Source organism: Candidatus Thermokryptus mobilis (assembly GCF_900070205.1).
GTDB lineage: Bacteria > Bacteroidota > Ignavibacteria > Kryptoniales > Kryptoniaceae > Kryptonium > Kryptonium mobile.
The window spans coordinates 69,087-88,243 of the sequence record NZ_FAOO01000010.1; the positions used below are offsets into that span (position 1 = coordinate 69,087).

General features: G+C 37.6%; 16 protein-coding genes. All 16 read right to left on the reverse strand.

Going from position 1 to position 19,157, the window contains the following annotated elements; all coding sequences use genetic code 11:
- Positions 1-55 precede the first annotated feature (55 nt).
- The 16 genes from FKZ43_RS07700 to FKZ43_RS07775 all read right to left on the reverse strand — a co-directional run bounded on the left by FKZ43_RS07700 (position 56) and on the right by FKZ43_RS07775 (position 19,141).
- On the reverse strand, positions 56-988 hold the full coding sequence (locus FKZ43_RS07700) for a hypothetical protein (protein WP_140945300.1): 933 nt from the start codon (positions 986-988) through the stop codon (positions 56-58).
- Between the two features lie 61 nt (positions 989-1,049).
- Positions 1,050-1,553 (reverse strand): HIT family protein, encoded by a 504-nt coding sequence (locus FKZ43_RS07705; protein ID WP_140945301.1) that lies wholly within the window; start codon positions 1,551-1,553, stop codon positions 1,050-1,052.
- A gap of 65 nt (positions 1,554-1,618) precedes the next feature.
- Complete coding sequence (gene flhA / locus FKZ43_RS07710; protein WP_140945302.1) at positions 1,619-3,694, reverse strand: flagellar biosynthesis protein FlhA; 2,076 nt, start codon at positions 3,692-3,694, stop codon at positions 1,619-1,621.
- A complete protein-coding gene (flhB, locus tag FKZ43_RS07715; protein ID WP_140945303.1) occupies positions 3,691-4,770 on the reverse strand; it encodes a flagellar biosynthesis protein FlhB in 1,080 nt (359 codons plus the stop codon). The genes flhA and flhB overlap by 4 nt, the downstream gene beginning before the upstream one ends.
- Before the next feature lie 3 nt (positions 4,771-4,773).
- The gene (fliR, locus tag FKZ43_RS07720) at positions 4,774-5,544 is read right to left on the reverse strand and encodes a flagellar biosynthetic protein FliR (RefSeq protein WP_140945304.1); all 771 of its coding nucleotides are present in this window, start codon (positions 5,542-5,544) and stop codon (positions 4,774-4,776) included.
- Between the two features lie 5 nt (positions 5,545-5,549).
- Positions 5,550-5,819, reverse strand: coding sequence for a flagellar biosynthesis protein FliQ (fliQ, locus tag FKZ43_RS07725; protein ID WP_140945305.1), 270 nt, complete (start codon positions 5,817-5,819; stop codon positions 5,550-5,552).
- 20 nt (positions 5,820-5,839) lie between these two features.
- The gene (gene fliP, locus FKZ43_RS07730) at positions 5,840-6,592 is read right to left on the reverse strand and encodes a flagellar type III secretion system pore protein FliP (RefSeq protein WP_140945306.1); all 753 of its coding nucleotides are present in this window, start codon (positions 6,590-6,592) and stop codon (positions 5,840-5,842) included.
- Positions 6,593-6,594: 2 nt separating this feature from the next.
- A complete protein-coding gene (locus FKZ43_RS07735; RefSeq protein ID WP_140945307.1) occupies positions 6,595-6,897 on the reverse strand; it encodes a FliO/MopB family protein in 303 nt (100 codons plus the stop codon).
- Between the two features lies 1 nt (position 6,898).
- A complete protein-coding gene (gene fliN / locus FKZ43_RS07740; RefSeq protein ID WP_235894720.1) occupies positions 6,899-7,258 on the reverse strand; it encodes a flagellar motor switch protein FliN in 360 nt (119 codons plus the stop codon).
- 4 nt (positions 7,259-7,262) lie between these two features.
- On the reverse strand, positions 7,263-8,255 hold the full coding sequence (gene fliM / locus FKZ43_RS07745) for a flagellar motor switch protein FliM (protein ID WP_140945309.1): 993 nt from the start codon (positions 8,253-8,255) through the stop codon (positions 7,263-7,265).
- Positions 8,256-8,270: 15 nt separating this feature from the next.
- Positions 8,271-8,831 (reverse strand): flagellar basal body-associated FliL family protein, encoded by a 561-nt coding sequence (locus FKZ43_RS07750; RefSeq protein WP_140945310.1) that lies wholly within the window; start codon positions 8,829-8,831, stop codon positions 8,271-8,273.
- A gap of 204 nt (positions 8,832-9,035) precedes the next feature.
- Entirely contained in the window at positions 9,036-10,769 is a 1,734-nt protein-coding gene (locus tag FKZ43_RS07755) for a hypothetical protein (protein WP_140945311.1), read from the reverse strand.
- A 23-nt stretch (positions 10,770-10,792) separates the two neighbouring features.
- Positions 10,793-12,307 (reverse strand): multiheme c-type cytochrome, encoded by a 1,515-nt coding sequence (locus tag FKZ43_RS07760; protein ID WP_140945312.1) that lies wholly within the window; start codon positions 12,305-12,307, stop codon positions 10,793-10,795.
- A gap of 13 nt (positions 12,308-12,320) precedes the next feature.
- The gene (locus FKZ43_RS07765; RefSeq protein WP_219916513.1) at positions 12,321-16,409 is read right to left on the reverse strand and encodes a caspase family protein; all 4,089 of its coding nucleotides are present in this window, start codon (positions 16,407-16,409) and stop codon (positions 12,321-12,323) included.
- A gap of 93 nt (positions 16,410-16,502) precedes the next feature.
- Positions 16,503-17,024, reverse strand: a complete 522-nt coding sequence (locus tag FKZ43_RS07770; RefSeq protein ID WP_140945314.1) for a TlpA disulfide reductase family protein — start codon at positions 17,022-17,024, stop codon at positions 16,503-16,505.
- A gap of 50 nt (positions 17,025-17,074) precedes the next feature.
- Positions 17,075-19,141: a TonB-dependent receptor family protein gene (locus FKZ43_RS07775; RefSeq protein ID WP_140945315.1), complete on the reverse strand. Its 2,067-nt coding sequence runs from the start codon at positions 19,139-19,141 to the stop codon at positions 17,075-17,077.
- Between the last annotated feature and the right edge of the window lie 16 nt (positions 19,142-19,157).

The following is a 19,157-nucleotide window of genomic DNA, read 5'->3' on the forward strand; positions in this document are numbered from 1 at the left end:
TATTTTACATAAGTTTAAAAAAACGGGCGGTCTTTTGGGACCGCCCTTAAACTTACTAAAACACGACATACGGAACACCCCAAACAGAGACGGAAACCGGGGCGCTATCATCATAAAGCGACTCCCTTGAAATAGCGTGTATCATCGCATTGAAATTCCCCCTATGCGAATGAACCTTCAACTCCGCCTCATAAACCTCCTCACTCCCGCTTGATGAGACCATTTTGAAAAGTTTCCTCGCCCTGAAGAAACCGAAACGATTAACTCCATAAGTCATAGAAACGATGTCAGTGTCGGGTGTTGCGCTTTGAACTGTTACTGTGAACTTAACAACAGCGGATGGGTTAAATGATGGAACCCCATGTCTACCCAAGAAACCAGGGCGATAAAACTGATTCAACGGATCGGTAACCTCAATAGTATTACCATCTGGTAATGTCAAAGTTATCTTCTTGATCGTTATGTTTGAATTTTGAGTTCCACCCTGAACAAGCGAAACAGCCCATATCCTCCACTTCCTGGCATTTGGAGCGTCAGCATTTTCTTTCTTTACAACTTGAACCTTGCGAGTGAATACCTCAGTCAATGGCTTGGTTATAACGGTATCCGGCGTTGTCTTCCCCTGCGTGTAAGACCCAGCGATTTTCAAATCTGATTCAACCGTTCTTGTTATCGTGACAACAACAAGCGTATCATTCACATTCTCGTAATTGTAATCCTTGGTCACCCTCTTAACAATTCTGCCCCACCTCAAAGGATAAAATTCCCTTGAAAGCGAACCAAACTCAAAATTCAGCGGTAAATATGTCCCATCGTTTAAAGCAACATCAGTCCCTGAAATGAAATCATCGCTCTCAATTATTTGCTTGATCACTTCCTTGTCAGCTTCGGTCAAAGGAGAGGTTAATTCTGATTCCTTCGTGCAACCGGAAATTAGAAAGATTCCAGCAAGGAAAAACGCTAAAAGAGACAATTTTGATCTTAACATAAGAGTTCCTCAATTTTGTTTTTGACTTCACAAATTTAGATGAATCTTTAACCCCTCCGGTTTAATCTGAGACCTTCTCAAGGGCACTTTTAATTTTTTTATATGTATCAGATAAAAGCTCGGATATGACTTTCGTCTCCGAAATCACGGGCATAAAGTTAGTGTCGCCGTTCCACCTTGGGACTATATGGAAGTGTATATGGTCTTCAATTCCAGCCCCACTGACACGTCCGAGGTTAGCCCCGATATTAAAACCATGAGGTTTTAGTGCGATTTCAAGAGCTGAAATACCTTTTTTTATAACTTTCATCAATTCAAGCATCTCTTCTTCCGTTAGAGATGAAAAACTTGAAGTGTGCTTGTAAGGGACGACCATTATATGTCCTGAATTGTAGGGGAAAAGGTTCATTATGATGTAGCAGGTTTCACCGCGGAAAAGAACAAGATTTTTTTCATCGTCGTTTGATTTAGCTTTCTCACAAAAGAGGCATTCTTTCCCTTTGGATTCTTCATTTGAAAAACTTTCAATATACTTAGCCCTCCAAGGGGCCCAAAGACGATCCATTGAGAAATCAAATTTATTTTTAACTTCGTCATAAAAATAATCAAAAACGCCCAAAAAAGAAACTTTTAAGCCCCGTTGTTAATTTTTATCCGCCCAATTATTTCAATATCAACATCTGTGGGAAGTTCGGTGTATGAAATCACACTGACATCTGGAAAACTTGAATGTATCAACCTATAAAAGTAAAGACGAACGGTCGCCGAACAAATCACTACAGGAGCATATCCAAGCCCTTTGGCAATTTCAATATTATCTTTAACTGAATTGTTGATTGCACGGACTAAATTCGGCGGTAAACCCAGGGTCTGCGTCTGCGAAGCACCCTGCTGTAACGCCTGCGTAATTAGCTCCTCAATTCTCGGATCAAGTTGTATAGCGTGAATCACACCGTTGTCGTCCTGATAAAGCCGTGCAATCGTTTCGGAAAGTGAGTGCCTTATATATTCGGTCAAAACATCAACATTTTTTGTAACCCTTGAATAATCAAGTAACGCCTCAAGTATTGTGACCATATCACGAATGGGTATCCCTTCGCTGAGAAGATTTTGCAAAACCTTTTGAATTGTACCTATTGGCAAAGTTTCAGCGTTTATCTCTTCAACAAGCGCCGGATAATCCTCACGCAAACTATCAATTAACACCTTAACATCTTGCCTGCTCAAAATTTTGCCTGCATTCCTCCTCAAAATTTCAATTAAATGTGTCGCTATTACAGATACCGGCTCAACAACAGTATATCCCGAAACCTCAACCTCTTCTTTTCTATGAGGCGGAATCCAATAAGCATCAAAACCATAAACTGGTTCTTTAACTTTAATTCCATCAGCGATCTCGCTCTCTGCTGTCCCCGGATTCATCGCAAGATAAAAACCAGGTTTAACCTCCCAAGAAGCGACTTTATTCCCACGAATTTTAATGACATATTCATTTGGCTGAAGATGTATATTATCCCTGACCCTCACAGGTGGAACGATGATTCCAAGTTCAAGTGCAAGCTGTTTCCTTATACCTATTATCCTCTTGAATAAAGTTCCACCTTGCTCTTCATCTGCAAGCGGAATTAAACCATAACCAATTTCAATTTCAATTGGATCAACCTGAATCAACTTCTCAACTTTTTCTTCCTGTTGTAAAGTTTGCTTTTGTGGTTTTATTTCTTGAACTGTAACTTTAACTTTCTCCAATTTTGTGCCTAAATATCCAGCCACTCCGCTAACAACGGAAAGCACAAGAAAAGGAAACATCGGAAGACCGGGGACAATTGCGAAAAAGGCGAGAACACCAGAAGCGATTAACAGTGCTTTCGGTCGCTGAAAAATTTGACCTTTAAGTTCAACATCAAACTGATTCCCGGATGCATTTCTCGTGACAACCATTCCAGCGGAGACAGAAATTATCAGCGCCGGTATCTGCGAGACAAGCCCATCACCTATTGTAAGAAGTGTGTAAGTTTGCAGTGCCCCTTGAAAAGTCATACCACGCTGAAGCACTCCAATTATCAACCCGCCTACGATATTCACAACAGTTATTATTAATCCAGCAATTGCATCGCCACGGACGAACTTGCTTGCTCCATCCATCGCTCCGTAAAATTCCGCTTCTCTTTGTATCATTTCCCTTCGCCTTCTCGCTTCTTCCTCTGTTATTATGCCAGCGTTTAAATCAGCATCAATGCTCATCTGTTTCCCGGGCATGGCGTCAAGCGTGAATCTCGCAGCAACCTCAGCTATCCTACCGGCTCCCTTGGTTATCACAACGAACTGAATTATCACAAGAATTATAAAGACGATAAATCCAACGACATAATTTCCTTTGACGACAAACGAACCGAAAGCAAAAATTATCTTCCCAGCATATCCATCGCCAAGTATCAACCTCGTTGAAGCGATATTCAAACTTAATCTGAAAAGTGTCAAAATCAACAAAAGCCCCGGGAAGACGGAAAGTTCAAGCGGACTTGTTATATACATTGAAATTAAAAGCACTACAATTGAAAGCGTGATATTCAACGCAATCAATATATCCAAAAGAAACGGTGGAAGTGGCAAAATCATAAAAACAAGTATTGAAACCACCGCTACAGCAAGCAAAACATCGGTATTTCTACCCAAAGCATTTAAAATCCCATTTCCCTGGTTCATACTGAAACTTTAGAGCTTTTATTTTTCAATCTGAATACATATGCGAGAACCTTTGCAACTGCCTTGTACAATTGTGGCGGTATTTCCTCGTCAACATCAACTATTTTGAAAAGCATTTGAGCTAAAGGTTTATCTTCAACGATTGGAACATTGTTTTTCCGTGCTATTTCTTTTATTCGCTCTGCTATAAGGTTTATCCCCTTAGCAACTACTTTCGGCGCTTTCATCTTTTTCGGTTCATACTTCAAAGCTACCGCTATATGTGTTGGGTTTGTGATCACAACATCCGCCCTCGCAACATTGTGCATCATCCTCATCCTTACAATTTCCCTCTGTTTTCTTCTAATCCTCGCCTTGACAAGCGGATCACCTTCAAGCTCCTTCAATTCCTCCTTCACTTCCTGCCTCGTCATCCTTAACTCCTTTTCATATTCCCATCTTTGAAAAGAAAAATCAAATATAGCCAAGACCAAATAAATAACCGCCGTCTTCAATAACAATGAAAAACCAGACCTAACGATAAAATCAGCTATCCCTTTGATCTCGGAATCAATGAGAACCACAACATCATCAATCATACCTTTCAAAGTCAAAAACGCAACAAAACCAACGACGCCTACCTTGAAAAATCCCTTGACCAATTCAAAAAAACTTCTTCTTGAAAACAAAATTTTCTTTATCCCGCTTGCTGGGTTTAATCTCTCAAAATCAAACTTCAACGGCTCAAAGGTGAAAACGAAACCAGTTTGTGCTAGATTTACCCCAACCCCAACAACTGAAAGAAGAAGTAAAAAAGGAAGAAAATTCAGCCCGAGAAATGAAATCATATAAGTTGCATATCCCTGGAGATTTGCTTTGGAAATTTCAATTGAATGTAAGTTTGAAAGAATAAACACAGCAAAATTTGAAATTTTAACCCAAACATGCTTACCACCGAAATACAGGATAATTAAAGAAACGGACAAAACTATCGCAGAGTTAAACTCATAGCTTTTTGCGACCTTTCCCTTCTTCCTTGCGTCTTCCCTTCGCTTTGGCGTAGCTTGTTCAGTCCGCTCCTGAAATTCCTCAGCCATAACTTAGACACGAATTAATTTTAAAAGTTCAATCAAATCACCCTCAAAAACATTCAAAACTTTTTTAAAAATTGCAACGAACAGTGGCATTGTAATTATCAAAGCTATAAATCCAACAGCGATTTTAACTGAAAAAGCAAACATGAAGATGTTCATTTGTGGGAAAACCCTTGATAGAATCCCTATTGCTATGTCAGTCAAAAACAATGCAACTAAAATCGGCGCGCTTATCTTAATAGCGGTTATAAAGACAAAAGATATGAACTTAACACCCCATTCAACCAATCCACCAGTTATGCCAAAAGAAGAAATGGGGACAATTTCAAAACTTGCGGATAAAGAACGAAGCAAAATGTGATGCCCATTTAACATAAGAAAAAGTGAAAGCGAAAGGTAATGCTTAAACTGACTTAAAGTTGGAACTGGCTCCGAATGCTCCGGGTCAAACGCTGTGGATGTGGAAAACCCAATGTCAAACCCAATCAAATGTCCAGCGAATTGCACAGCGTAAAATATTCCCCAACAGGAAAAACCCATTATGAGCCCAACTATCACCTCCTTTAAGATCAAGATAAAAAAACCAAGGAACTCAAAAGATAGATTTAAATTGACATCAATCGTCAGAAGAAAGATATAACTCAAAAAAATGCTGACCCAAAATTTGAGCTGGAATGGGACAACGGAATGCCCCAATACGGGGGAGGTTGAGATGAAACTCAATGTGCGGACTAAAATCAAAATGAAAACATAAAAAGTTGAGAGATATAATTCCATCGCTTTTATCTTGTTATGTTTGGTATCTGATTAAAAATTTCACGCGCAAAGCTAACGAAGACATCAATTATCCAAGGCAAAGCGATGACAAGAACAATTGCTATGACGATAAGTTTCGGGACAAATGTCAGTGTCATTTCATTTATTGAGGTAGCGGACTGAAAAATTGATATGATAAGTCCAACTATTGCTGACGCTATCAAAATCGGCGCGGAGACCAGAAAAGCGGTGAAAAACGCTTCCCTCGCAAGATGAATTATGAATTGTTCGGTCATAAATTTCCATTTTAATTTTCTTAGTGAAAACTTTTAACGAGCGATTCAACAACTAGATGCCACCCATCAATCAAAATGAAAAGCAAAATTTTAAACGGAAGAGAGATCATAACTGGCGGAAGCATAATCATCCCCATTGACATTAAAACGCTTGCGACTATTAAGTCAATCATCAAAAACGGGACATAAATCAAAAACCCAATTTGAAATGCTATTTTTAATTCGCTAATTGCGAAGGCGGGTATCAATACATGTGTTGGGATTTCATCTCTGTTTTGTGGCTTTGGTAATTTTGAAAGTGAAACAAAAAGTGCGAGGTCATCTTCACTGACTTGCTTGAACATAAACTCCCGCAATGGTTTTATCGCCCTTTCATAAGCTTGAGCTTGGTTTATCTCCTTACGAAGGTATGGCTGAATTGCATCCGCATTAATCCTCTCCCATACGGGGGACATTATAAAAAATGTCAAGAAAAGCGAAAGCCCAACGAGAACCTGACTTGGTGGCATTTGTTGAACTCCAAGTGCCTGCTTTAAAAAGTGAAAGACGACAATTATCCTTGTAAACGATGTCGTCAAAATTATTATCGCTGGAGCAAGTGAAAGAACGGTCATCAATAAGAGAATTTGTAAAGTCAAGGCGACATCCTCTGGCTTCTGCGATTTACCAACCTCAATGTTTACTTTAGGTATTGCAAGCGGTACATCTGTATTTGAGTTTTGTGCGCTTAAAAAAGCCAAAGGAAAGAACAAAAGAAAAATCAAAAAACGCATTTTCAAAAAGCACCTCCCTGCTTTATTTCCAATTCATCAAGGATACGAATCATCTCCGGGTCGCTTATCTCGGATAAAATTGAAATGGAATTTTCAGCTACGCCGAGGATTAAAACTTTGTTCAAAATTTTGACAATATAAATTGACTTCTTCGGTTGAATTTGCAACCGAGCGTAAATTTTCATGCTCAAAGACGAGGGATTTGGAATTTTCAGGTAAAATTTCCTCAACACATATAAAAAGCCGAACATCAAAATCACGACAACGCTAAAAGAAAAAATCGTTTTTATGACAAGTGAAATCATTTCACTTCTTCAAATTTTTTATCCTTTCGTCAACCGCCACAAGATTTGTAATTCTGATGCCAAAATGTTTATCAATCACAACAACTTCACCTTCAGCTATCTTCTTGCCATTTACGAGCACATCTACCGGCTCACTTGCGAGTTTATCAAGTTCAATTATTGAGCCACGATCAAGCTCAAGTATATCTTTTATAAACATCGTCGTCCGCCCAAGCTCAATTGAAACAGGCAAAAGAACATCAAGCAAAATCTCAAGCCGATTGTTCACAACTTTTTCATCGCCCGTTCTTTCGGTTTGAGTATTTTCAAGATTTTGAAACTCTACGTTTTGAACTTCCATCTTCCCTGTCTCCTTCTCCATTGCACTACTCCTCATTGTTTGAAATTCTTGTCACCTTTACTGCTTTTTTCCCATTGAAAACCCCAGGTTTACCATAAAGTTTTAGTTTCCCGGCAATGAAAATTTTAACTTCAGAATCAACCCCTGTGTTAAGAAGGATTACATCACCAACATTTAAATTCAAAATTTCCTCAATGCTTATCTCTACTTGACCAAGTTCAACTGATACTGGAATCTTGGTCGTCTTTATCCTTTCAGCGATGTATTTTGAATATTCCTCAGGCGTTTGCCTTCTAACCCCCATAAATTTTTGAAGCGTCATCTTGGTGAGCGAGTCCTCAATCACAAAAACAGGATAACACATGCTCATTCTGAAGCTTTTATCCGCAAGCGAAACAATAAACGAAATCACAAGCACGATCTCACTTGCCGGGGCGATTTGAACTATATCCGGGTCACTTTCATACTTTGAAATTTTGAATTTGTATGTGTCAACCACGCTCCATGCTTTTTCAAGCTCTGTGCAAGAACGCTCAATTATACCGCGAATTAAACTTTGTTCAATTTGTGTTAAAGCCCTTGTCATTTTTTTCTTTCCTTCAAAAGCGCTATCCCCACTCCCCCCAAGCAACCTTTCTATCAAGACGAAACCAAGTTCAATCCCCAGCTCAAAAATTATATCTCCCTTGCCTTCGCCAGCACTTAAAATAAAAATAACGCTGGGCTTTTCTATTGAAAGGATATATTCAGAATAAAAAAGTTGATCAATGTTTTCAACTTGAATTGTCACTGGCGTTTGAAGTCGGCTCGTCAAATGATAGCCAAGCATCTCCGCAAAACTTTGATGAATCGTTTGGATCGTCCTTATTTGGTTTTTTGAAACCCTACTCGGGCGACGAAACTCATACGGCACCACTTCCTTCTGCTCACGCTTTGAAATTATCTCCCCGGGCGACTTACCCGCGGTTAAACCCGCAAGTAAACTGTCTATTTCCTGCTGAGATAAAATCTCTGGCATCGGAGAAACTAACTTTTATTGAATTATAAACTTACTGAAATAAACATTTTGAACTCTCCCCTGAGTTAAAATCTCATCAACCTTTTTAGCTATCTCCCGCCTTAAATCTTTCCTCTTCGTCACATCGCTTAACTCTTCAAGCGTCTTGCTTGACAGGACATTTATCAATATGTCATTCACTATGACCTCTTTACTTTGAATTTCAGCAAATGCCTTTTCATTCGTCACCTCTATCCCAACGCTTGTGAGCAAATACCTTAATCCACCCGTCCCTGCAGGGTTCACAATTAAATCTTTGACGACGAAAAGAAACTCCGGATGTGAAATCACATATTCCGATTCGTTTATTTTATACTCATCCCCAATTTTTTTATCCACCGCTTGTGTTTTAATTTTCCCGTCATCGCTCGGCGGATTTGTCTTTGAGTTCAGATCAAGAACAAGAAGATAGGCGATCACAATTTGAAGCAAAACAATAGGTATAGCAACGAAAAAAATAGTTTTTTTACCGCTTTTCTGCGAAGCTGTTTGATCTTGCGGAGTTTGAACCTGTTGCGCTTGAACCTTTTCTGGCATATGACAAATTTTTTATTTTGAAACTCACAAAATAAAATCAAACCCCGTGCCATTTTAAAACCCCATTTAAAAACGATAAAAAATAAAGCCAGGGATGAAACCCTGGCTGATATTAACCAATTGGTTGAGATTATCACCACAAGGAAGATTTAAATCTTTAATCACCAAGGAAAATATACCCTTTAGACGTGAAAATCATAATTCTCAATCTTCAAACTTTCGCACCCTGGCGAAATTTTTTATGCTTATGTTAAAATACACTTTAAATGAAAATCCCGACATTGAAACAGGCGAACCAAATCTAACTTTCCATCTCTTCTCGTCATCCCCAACCTTCTTCAAAAATGTCCATTCATCTATTTTCTCTGAAATTAAATACAAACCCTTAACACCGATATTCAAATCAGGATTTATCACAAACTCAATCCCAGTGCCCACTCCCCCTTGCAATAACCATTTCCTAAGACTTAACGCATACTCAATTGTATCCCTATTACTGCTTTCCTTCGCGCTGAACTTAAAATTCGCCACCCCAACTCTACTTTCAAACGCAACCGAAAGACGCCTGAAATAAATCTTCTTCATCAATCCGATTGAAAAATTACCATAAAGACCGCTCTTAACATCATTCCCAAAGAAATTGACATCAAGCGGGAGCACACCAACATTTGCGGATAAAATAAACCAAAGCTGGCTTTTGTTGATCGCTTTCCCAAAGTTTACATTTATATCAAAATGTCCCGCATATGCAAAAGGAGAAACCTTTTTTATTTTAACCGTATCCATCACGCCAGCGGATAGTGGGAAATTGTAAAAATCAACCGAACTTACCTTCACAGGGAAAGCACTCAAACCAAAAACAAAATCAAATGGAAATCTCGGTCTTTCTTCAGCCAACATTCCTTTCTGGATTACACCAGAACCGAAAATTGAACCAATTATTATCTGGGCACTGCTATATTCCTTCTTGTATCTATTATCTGCGACATTGCTCACACGAACGAATCCAACATTTCTCTTTTTAATCTCCCCAGTTATTGTCTCAACAAATTCGTAAATATCAAAACCATCATCAATCAAGACCCCCTCTCTTTTACCAAGATCAAACTTTACACTATTAAAACTCGCTTCAACCACCGGAGCTGAAAGTTTAAAAATTTCCCTCAAAGCCATATCAAAGCTACTCACAAGCCCAGGCACTGCAAACATAAAAGCAGAATCCTGGGGTGAAATGTTTCCTTTGTAATCCACAACTGAAACAAAAGCATTACTTGGGCTCTTTGCTCTCACCTCATACGAAAAGATGATTGAATATTGATTATTTTCAAACTTGACCCTGTAAATCGCCATCCCTCCATTAATCGTTGCCCTTACACCGGGGATGCGAACTTCCCTGCCTTTCTTTTTCTCAACTATGGTATCTCTGACAACCCTTGCCATATCAATAAATGGAATGACTATGTAGCCAGAGTTCATAACCCTCTCAATTTTCCGAGCATCAATCCCAAATGTCTTCGCCTTGGTTGAGATAAATCTTTCCCTGTCTGCCTCACTAACAAGGGAAAGCGCCTTCATCTCTTTGTTTATGTCAAGTATCCTGACAATCTCCGGCACAATATAAACTTGAACATCGGAAGAAAGCTCATTAAGAGATGAGTATGCTTTCTCACTCACGACTTGTTTAAATTTTGAAACCGTCGTCTCGGGTAACGATTCCCAATAAAACCTCGGAAGGTTAATTTGAGTTGATATAAGTTCAGCCAATCGTTTCCTAATTAAATCACTTGGATTCACAACGATATCTTTTGAAACTATCGCTGAATAATCCAAAAACGAGATGGTTTTCTTAAAATATTTTGAAAATTCCTGTCCAGCACCCTGTTGTGAGATCGCTTGGATATGATTTAATAAAAGCAGAAATAAAACAAACAGGCGCATCGTATAAAACCTAAATTAATGATTTAATCTACTTTCACAACAATTTTGAGCTTTTGTCCTGGAAATATAAGGTCTGGATTTTTAATCACGTTCTTATTCAATCTGTATATCAATTTCCATTTTCCAAATTCACCATAAATGTTCTTTGAAATTCGGTAAAGATAATCACCAGGTTTGACTATATAATCCACTAATTGGCTTTCCCTGTGATTAACCTTTAACACATATTTCTCAAAATCAAAATACGGGTCTCTTTCCTTATTATGGCATCTGATACAAATCTCAGAACTAACGGGTTCAACGGTGTTTTCGTAATCCCCATTTAAATGCTCTGGTTTAACGAAATGACATTCAACACAACCAACATTGAGCAACTCCTTTTTATAGGGTTTCCTTGTAAATCCATCCGGGCGACAGTAACCAGTTGTATGACAAGATAAACATTCAGGGTCATTAACCCTTCCATCCTCAATTATAGTTTTAAATGCATTTGCATGCCTTGTGAACATCCACTTATAACCTACTTCTTCATGACAATCCATACAAGTTGAACTGCTCACAACAATATATTTATCAGGTATTGGATTTGAATAAAGGCAAGTATCCTTAAACCCCAAAGCGACAAACCTTTGATAAGCATTTAAAATGCTTCTAATTTTTGGATCCCCCTTGATGTCTTTTAAGAGTGGTATCAAACGGCCAGAATAGCTAACAATTTCTTTATCTTTTAAATTAATTTTAAGTTTAAGGTAGCCAACATATTCACCGTTTCCACCTGGGTGAGATATTATACATTTATTTACAACTTCTGGCTCCATTAAAAGGGTTTGAGAATGTGCCCCTATTATAATGTCTATCTCTGGAAATTTCTCGGCTATATCAACATCTCTAATATACCCAAGATGAGAAAGAAGTATTATAATATCTGACTTTTCTTTCAAGATCGGTATTATGTTTTTCAAAGCTTGAGTATAATCAAGCACCTTTATGTGTTCAACTTTCTCTGGTGGCATAATAGCGAAAGGGTCTTCATTAGCAACGCTTATTATACCAAATTTTACTCCACCGATATTTTTTATCGCATATTTTTTCGAAACCGGTCTCCCATCTTTATATTCAATGTTTGTAGAGATAAGCTTATCCTTAAGATTTTTCTTTATCTCTTCAAAAAAATCAATTCCGTTAGAAAACTCCTGATCGCCTATTCCTATAAAATCATAAGGCAGAATTTTATAAGCCGAAAGGACAAATCTATCTTTTTCTATGAATCCTATTGATGAAAAAATATCTCCTGCGTCAAGAATAAGGGAAAGATTGTTGGTCTGCGCTTTGAGATTTTTTATCACGGAATATCGTTTATCAAGCCCTCCAATAGGATTACCAGGGCATCCACAATTTTCAAGAATTCCATTGGTATTAGAGGTGTAAATTATCCCTATCTCTATATTTTGGGATTTATCCTCACTAATTGGAACAGCTTCAAAAAAGTTCAAGAACAGTGTAACAAAAATTATAATACCAAATTTTAATAAACGCATACACCATTAAAATTTATTTTTCAAGGATGAAAACGATTTCCCCATCTCCTTCAAAGGGTAAAACTCTAAGAATCGGATTTTGCCGCGATTGAGTTTCGCTAACAACGCGTTCCTCAACATAAGTGAAAATTTCGTGTATAGTTATAATCCCATCATTATTCATATCAGCTCCACCCTGTAGGGCTTTGATGAGATAGTAAGTGAAAACGCTGTGGCCCCACAAGTCGCTTTCATACACCTGCTCATTTTTTTGCCCTGCTGCGAGAAGTTGCCTGCCCCTATCCTTTGCTTTCTTTTTAACATACTCAAGCGTCGTCTCACTTAACGGTACAGATCTTGATGTAAGCCAACCAGCAAGCCCACCATAACAAGCGTCAATGATAAATAACATATGCTTCGCCGGTGAAAGCTTTGCGAGGTTATTTACCTCTGTCATAGAAATGCAAGTTGTGTACTTTGATTCAAGGTTTCCATCAACAGGAACCAAATATCCCATTTCTCCCCCTGCCGGCAATGGCTCAGTTACACCATGACCAGCAAAGAACACGACAACCCTATCGTTAGGTCCTATCTTCTTAGGTAACTCGTCCCCAAGAACTCTGATTATTGATTGTTTTGTCGCATTCCTATTATAGATCTCTATAACTTTATCAGGTTCAAAACCAAGATGGCTAATCAAAACCTCCTTAAGACCTTTTGCATCCTTTACAGCATATTTCAACTTCGTAACATTCAAGTAATCATCAATCCCAATTAAAACAGCCCAACTATTTTCATAAAAATCCTTGCTTGATACAAATTTTTGTTTTGGCTTAACATAATTGACATTTATCAGAATGGAAGTATCGGCTGATTCATTATACGCTATTATCCTTATTTTATTCTCCCCCGGAACAAGATTTATACTCTGTTTGAACTCAACCTTATTTGAGACTTCTTTCTCATCTGTTACTTTAAGACCAATTCCTCTCATAAGTTGATTGTTCACTATCACCATTACTGCGGGCTGAACCTTTTCATCCTCAGCTATAAAATGAAGCTCTATCTTATCATCAGTTACCGTTGTCTCCTTTGGGGAAAGGATTGTAACAGTTGGCGGGTTCCTTCTAGGTATATACAAAATATCAACTGAGCTAGTTTGAATGTTTGCCCCATCATCAGCTACTATAGTGATTTTATTTATCCCCTTAAGCAACCTAACTGTGTCCTCAAAAATGATTGTTTTATCATCAACGCGTTTCAATTTTGGATTTTCAACCCTGATATTTCTTATATAAACATTCACATTTTCAACTTTTTTATCATCACTAATAAAAGCTCTAACAACGGCGGTTTCCTCATTTGTTTCCCTTGATACCGGGGATGAGAACTCAACTTTAGGCGGAATGTTATCTATAGCAAAAACTTTCGCTTCAGGCACATTTACAGTTAAAACCCTTGTTACAGCATTATTAAAGTTATCAATGGCAACTATTTTTATTTGATTTATTCCTGGCTTTAAAGTCCAGCGATATAAAAATTTTACGGAATTTTTCCCAACTGATTGTTCGGTTTTTTCTGCAACGCTCATCTCAATAAAGGGAACATGGATATTATCTATTGAAATTGATTTAACAGCATAATTACTATTAACTATACCTATTATGTCCAATGTATCAACAGGGACGCTAATAATTAAAGAATCTGATCCTACGAAATACGATGGGGATAAAATTTTTATCTTAGGTTTTGATGCAACAAACATCGGTTCAAACTCCCTTGTTACGTTAAGTATCATGGTTGTCGTTACATTAGAGATATCAACAACCTTAATTTCAACCCGATTATTTTTATGGGGAAGATCAACCTCCCCAACAAATTTATAACAAGGTCCTTTAAGTTTAAACATCTGAATATCCAAGGATGTAACATTAACGATATTTGCTGGCTCTGAATTTATCAGAACCGCTTTTAACTCCCTATAACTTGAAACCAAACCCTCAATTTTCATTGATAATTCTGTCCCCTTAAATGTGAAATTGAACTCATTTACTCTTGAATCTTCATCTAAAATAAATGTCTTTGGATAGGTTATCTGAATACCAGGTTTTGGAACATTTGGCCAACTCCCGATGACATATTGCCAACTGCCTGATACCCTTTTGCCATTTCTGAATACTATTGGGTTCTGTGCAGACCCTGCCATTGACACATTTTGATTATAGTCAACGGCAACAATGTAATAAGCAATTTCAGATGGATTATCAACATTTATATAATCACCGAAGGATTGAGATGAAAAATTTCTTAGCTGTCGCATTTTAAATTCCTTATCCCTTAAACTTTTATAATAAATTAACACCCTTGAAATCCCAACATTATCGTCAGCAATTACTACTATAGGATAGCCCAAACCCTGTTTATATATGGCAAATTCGGGAGGAAAATGAAGAAGAAAAGGTGAAACATTGTCTGATTCTCTCCTAGATGTAAAAAATGGCATCGGTGTAACTGGCACAATTACAAATGGTGATTCTGGCGTCGGGAGATATGAGATATTATTATATTTATCAATAGCGCTGATATAGTAATATAACTTTGAAGAGCTGGTGAATGCGTTCGCAGGGAAACGAAAAACATATTTACTCTCACCAATTTTTATCCCTTCAAAGATTGAGAATTTTCCCGAATATTCATCCTTTATAAATAACTGAACCCTTTGAACCCCACTCTCATCTTTTACATCAACCTCAATCTCAAATCCAACACTTGGATTATATTGTTTTACAGGCGTATGAACAATTGTAGGACCAACTATATCTGCAAATTCAATCTTAACAGTAAATGGTTTCGCCTCAGAGCCAAATGAAGATGTATTTCCAGCAAGGTCAGTTGCTAATATATAATAATAAAAGAAACTTGAACCCCTTTTGATATCCGAAGGTATCTCACCCGCATAAGCCGAACCACCCTGAAAGGTTAACTCTAATTTGGAATATCCCACATCTGTAGGTTTTTTATACATTGCAAAAACTTTATCAACTCTGACATTATCGTTCACGATGCATCTTATAAAAGTTCGCTCGTTGACATTCGTGCTTGAAATTGGTACATGTTGGATTTCAGGTGGGGTCTCATCGGGCAATATAGATATTATAAAAGGTTTACCCTTTATATCTGACTTTATGGTCTCCTGATTTTTCGAGTCAACTGCCTTTACAAGATACTCCACCGCATCTGACAGGATATCAGAAGCAGGTATAACCGCAAGGAATTTATCCCTTTCCGTTCGTTTCATTTCTATTGTTTTAAATGAACTTTCACCTTTGTTCCTGTAGAGAACTACAGCCTTTAAAAGTTCAACATCATCAATTATATGCGCGCTTATTTCTATATCTCTACCTGAGACAGACGCTCGGACCGGGGAATGAAAAACCGATGGCGGTTCATCAACTTTTTCATACGCTTTTGCAAAAATAGCTTTATCCCCTCTCTCAAATGGCAAAATTCGTGAGGTAATTATCGCTTTTGCACCTGTTTGCTGAACATCTATAATCTGTATTTCACCAACCTCCTTTTTATCAGCATATATTATTTTCCCCCTCTCATCAAGTTGAACATTTAACCATCTTTCAACTTTAAATTTCATCCCCTTTTCAATCCCAAGGTCAGCCCCTGCATCAATAAAGACAACATCATCCTCCCCAATAGCTATTATGGTTGGTTGGATTATTATTTTGGATTCAATAGCATCAACTATTTTGCGTGCAAGCTCGTTAAACTTCGCAACCTTTTCCTCTTTTAACGATGAAATTGCAAACTCAATTTCCTGACTTAGAACATCAACTACAAATACATCAACCTCATAATATCCACCTGGCATCTCTCTAAGCTCAGCTGAGATAACTTTATCAACACCTAATTCACTCCCAGCATTTGCCATACACTCAACCTCTGTACAACCGGATTTCTTCCACTCCTCAATTTTCTTTATCAAATCTTCTTTTCGCCCGGTTACTATAGCGAGTTTCTTGCTCTGGACAAGAGCTGCTCTCAGCTCGGAATAAAGCTTATCAGCATACACTTGTGATGTGTTTACAGCTCTCACATCAAAAAGAGCCACCCTTACTTTATTTGCCGATTTTGTTGTGAGAGCGGTTGCCAATAAACAAAAAACAAAGATCATCCTTTTTAACATTTAAATCACCCCCCATAATCATTTTGTTTGTTGGATGATCTCTTTTATTTCACCCTCTATGATCTCTATATTCTTAAAACCTTTATGATGATATCTAACTCTCCCCTTTCCATCAAAGATAAACAATTGAGGAATTGACTCAATCCCATAGAGTTTTCTAACTTCACCATATCTATCATAAAGCATTATGTATTTAAGCTTGTTCTGTAACATAAACCGCTTTGCCTTTATCAGGTTATTTTCAGAGTCAATATTAACTGCCACAATCCTAAGTCCAAGCTCGTAGTACTTATCATAAATATCTTTTAGCTCGACAAGCTCCTTTAAACAGGGTTCACACCACGAAGCCCAAAAATTTAAAATCACAACCTTCCCCGAATCAAAAATGGATGAAAATTTATACCTAACTCCTACGAAGTCGTTAAGCACAAAATCCTGAAAAACTGCCCCCGTTCCCTGTTGCGTGTAACAAAAGTTAAAAACTAAAATCAATAAAACTGCGGTGGTAAAAAGAAACCTAATGAAACAGAACTTCCTCATTTTTATCTACCCATATAGTTAAAAAGAGAACCTGAAAAAATATAAAAAAATTAAAGAACTAAGTCAAGAGGTCTATATCTAACCGAAACCCCCACAAAAATATTCCTCGGAAGACCTGGTTCAATGAATGAATAAGGAACTTTACGCTCTGGATTTATAAAGACAGAGGCGATATATTTCTCATTGGTTAGATTGTTCACCCCACCTAAAAGTCGTGCGCCAAAACCAAGAAACTTGAACTCGGCTGAAACAGATAAATTCAAAATTGTATAACTTGAAACTTTGATATCATTTGAATCATCAGCGAAATATCTGCCAGTGTGAGCTAACTCAACACTTAAAGTGAGGGGTTTAAAATTAAAATTTAAATTCGCATTCCACCAAAGATTTGGAATCCCAGGGACAACTTTACCAGAGTGATCGCCCAGATCGTTCTCATATTTTAAATATTTCGCATCAATATATGTGAAGGCAAAGTTTAAATTGGCGTATTTCAAACCGATCCTTGAGCTGAGTTCAAATCCCTTTCTTTCAGATTTTCCCGCCGAAAAAAACCATTTACCATTTTCATAAGGGACAATTTCATCCTTGATTAAAATTCTAAAAGTAGAAAATGAATACATCAAATTTTGAAAAATTGATCCGTTAAAAAAAGATATCCCTTTAAACCCGATTTCGTAAGTTTGCGAAGTCATCGGTTTTAAAAGTGGGTTTAGAGAAACATCTTTTAACTCTGGCGGTGGATCAACTTCATTAAAAGCCGGTGCTTCAACGCCACCGCTTAAAGTAAAATAAACTGTGCTATTTTTAGCCAATTTGAACAAAACTGAAAAAGACGGCGTAAAATGTCTAAGGGTTAAAACATCACGCCTTGTTCTAACTTTTACTCCAGTTGGATAGATTTCGCTTGTGTATACTTGAAAATCATATCTTCCACCAGCCGAGAGAAAAATTTTATCAAATGGTTGAACTTCAAGGCGTGCAAAAAATCCAAATGTCCTTCCGCCTTCTCTCTTATTGGTTCTTAAGGAATCACCTCGCTCCCCATTGATAAGATTATAAAACAAAATCGTTCCGTCTTGATAGGAATCATCATATCCGAGGATAAACTTCGGTTTAAGTTTTGTGTTCTCATCATAATATTGATAGGAAAACGCCCCACCAAAAAAGTAGCGATTGAAATCACGAAATGTATTTCTTTCAGACCTTTGCAAAACCTTCGGCATAAGGTAAAGGCGCATATCAAAACTATGATTTTGCCTCAATTGTGTTGTGAAATTTACACCTATTTTACCTATGCGATTGTATCTGCGCTCTCTTCTTGAAAAGTAAATCTCATTTGCAACGGAAGGATTATCAATAAACTGCGCATATGTCAGTGGACCAGGAATATAAAAAAGATGGGATGAGAAACCAGCAACAAGTTTAAATTGAGATATATTTGAAAATTTAAATTTTAAAGTTGAATATATTTGCCTTTTTTTCGCCGAGCTATTCTTGCGCCAGCCATCAAAATCAAAACCCGTCCCAATAAGGAAAACATCAGCATCGCTTAATTTAAGCCCAACTTTTACACCACGATGAAATAAACCAAAACTTCCGACCATACTGCTCAATTCAACGAAAGATTCCTTCACCTTAAAGGTTTCAAAATTAACAATACCACCAGAAGCGTTGCCAAATAAGGTTGATGCGTTAGTTCTTATAATCTCAATTTGTTCCGTTGCAAGTAAATCAACAAAATCAAGCGAGGTTCTACCATCTGGCTCGGTTTCCGGAAAACCGTCAACAAGTATTTTAATCCCCCTTATCGTTCCAGCGTTGGATTTATCTCCAAAACCGCGAGAGCCGAAACCCCGGATCGTTAATCTTATGTCCGAAGCCCCGGCTCTACTCTGCGCAAGAACACCAGGAACATAATTTAAGACATCAGATAAACTGATTGTTCTCTTTAAAGTTATATACTCACGACCAATTGAACTAACAGCCATGGGAAGATTTAATGCCTCACCACCAACACGATAAGCAGTAACTTCAATCTCACCTAAATAATATGTCTTTACTGTGTCCTGTGCGAAAGAGAAACTTGAAATCAATAAAATCAAAACTAAAATCATCAAATTTACCAAGGGT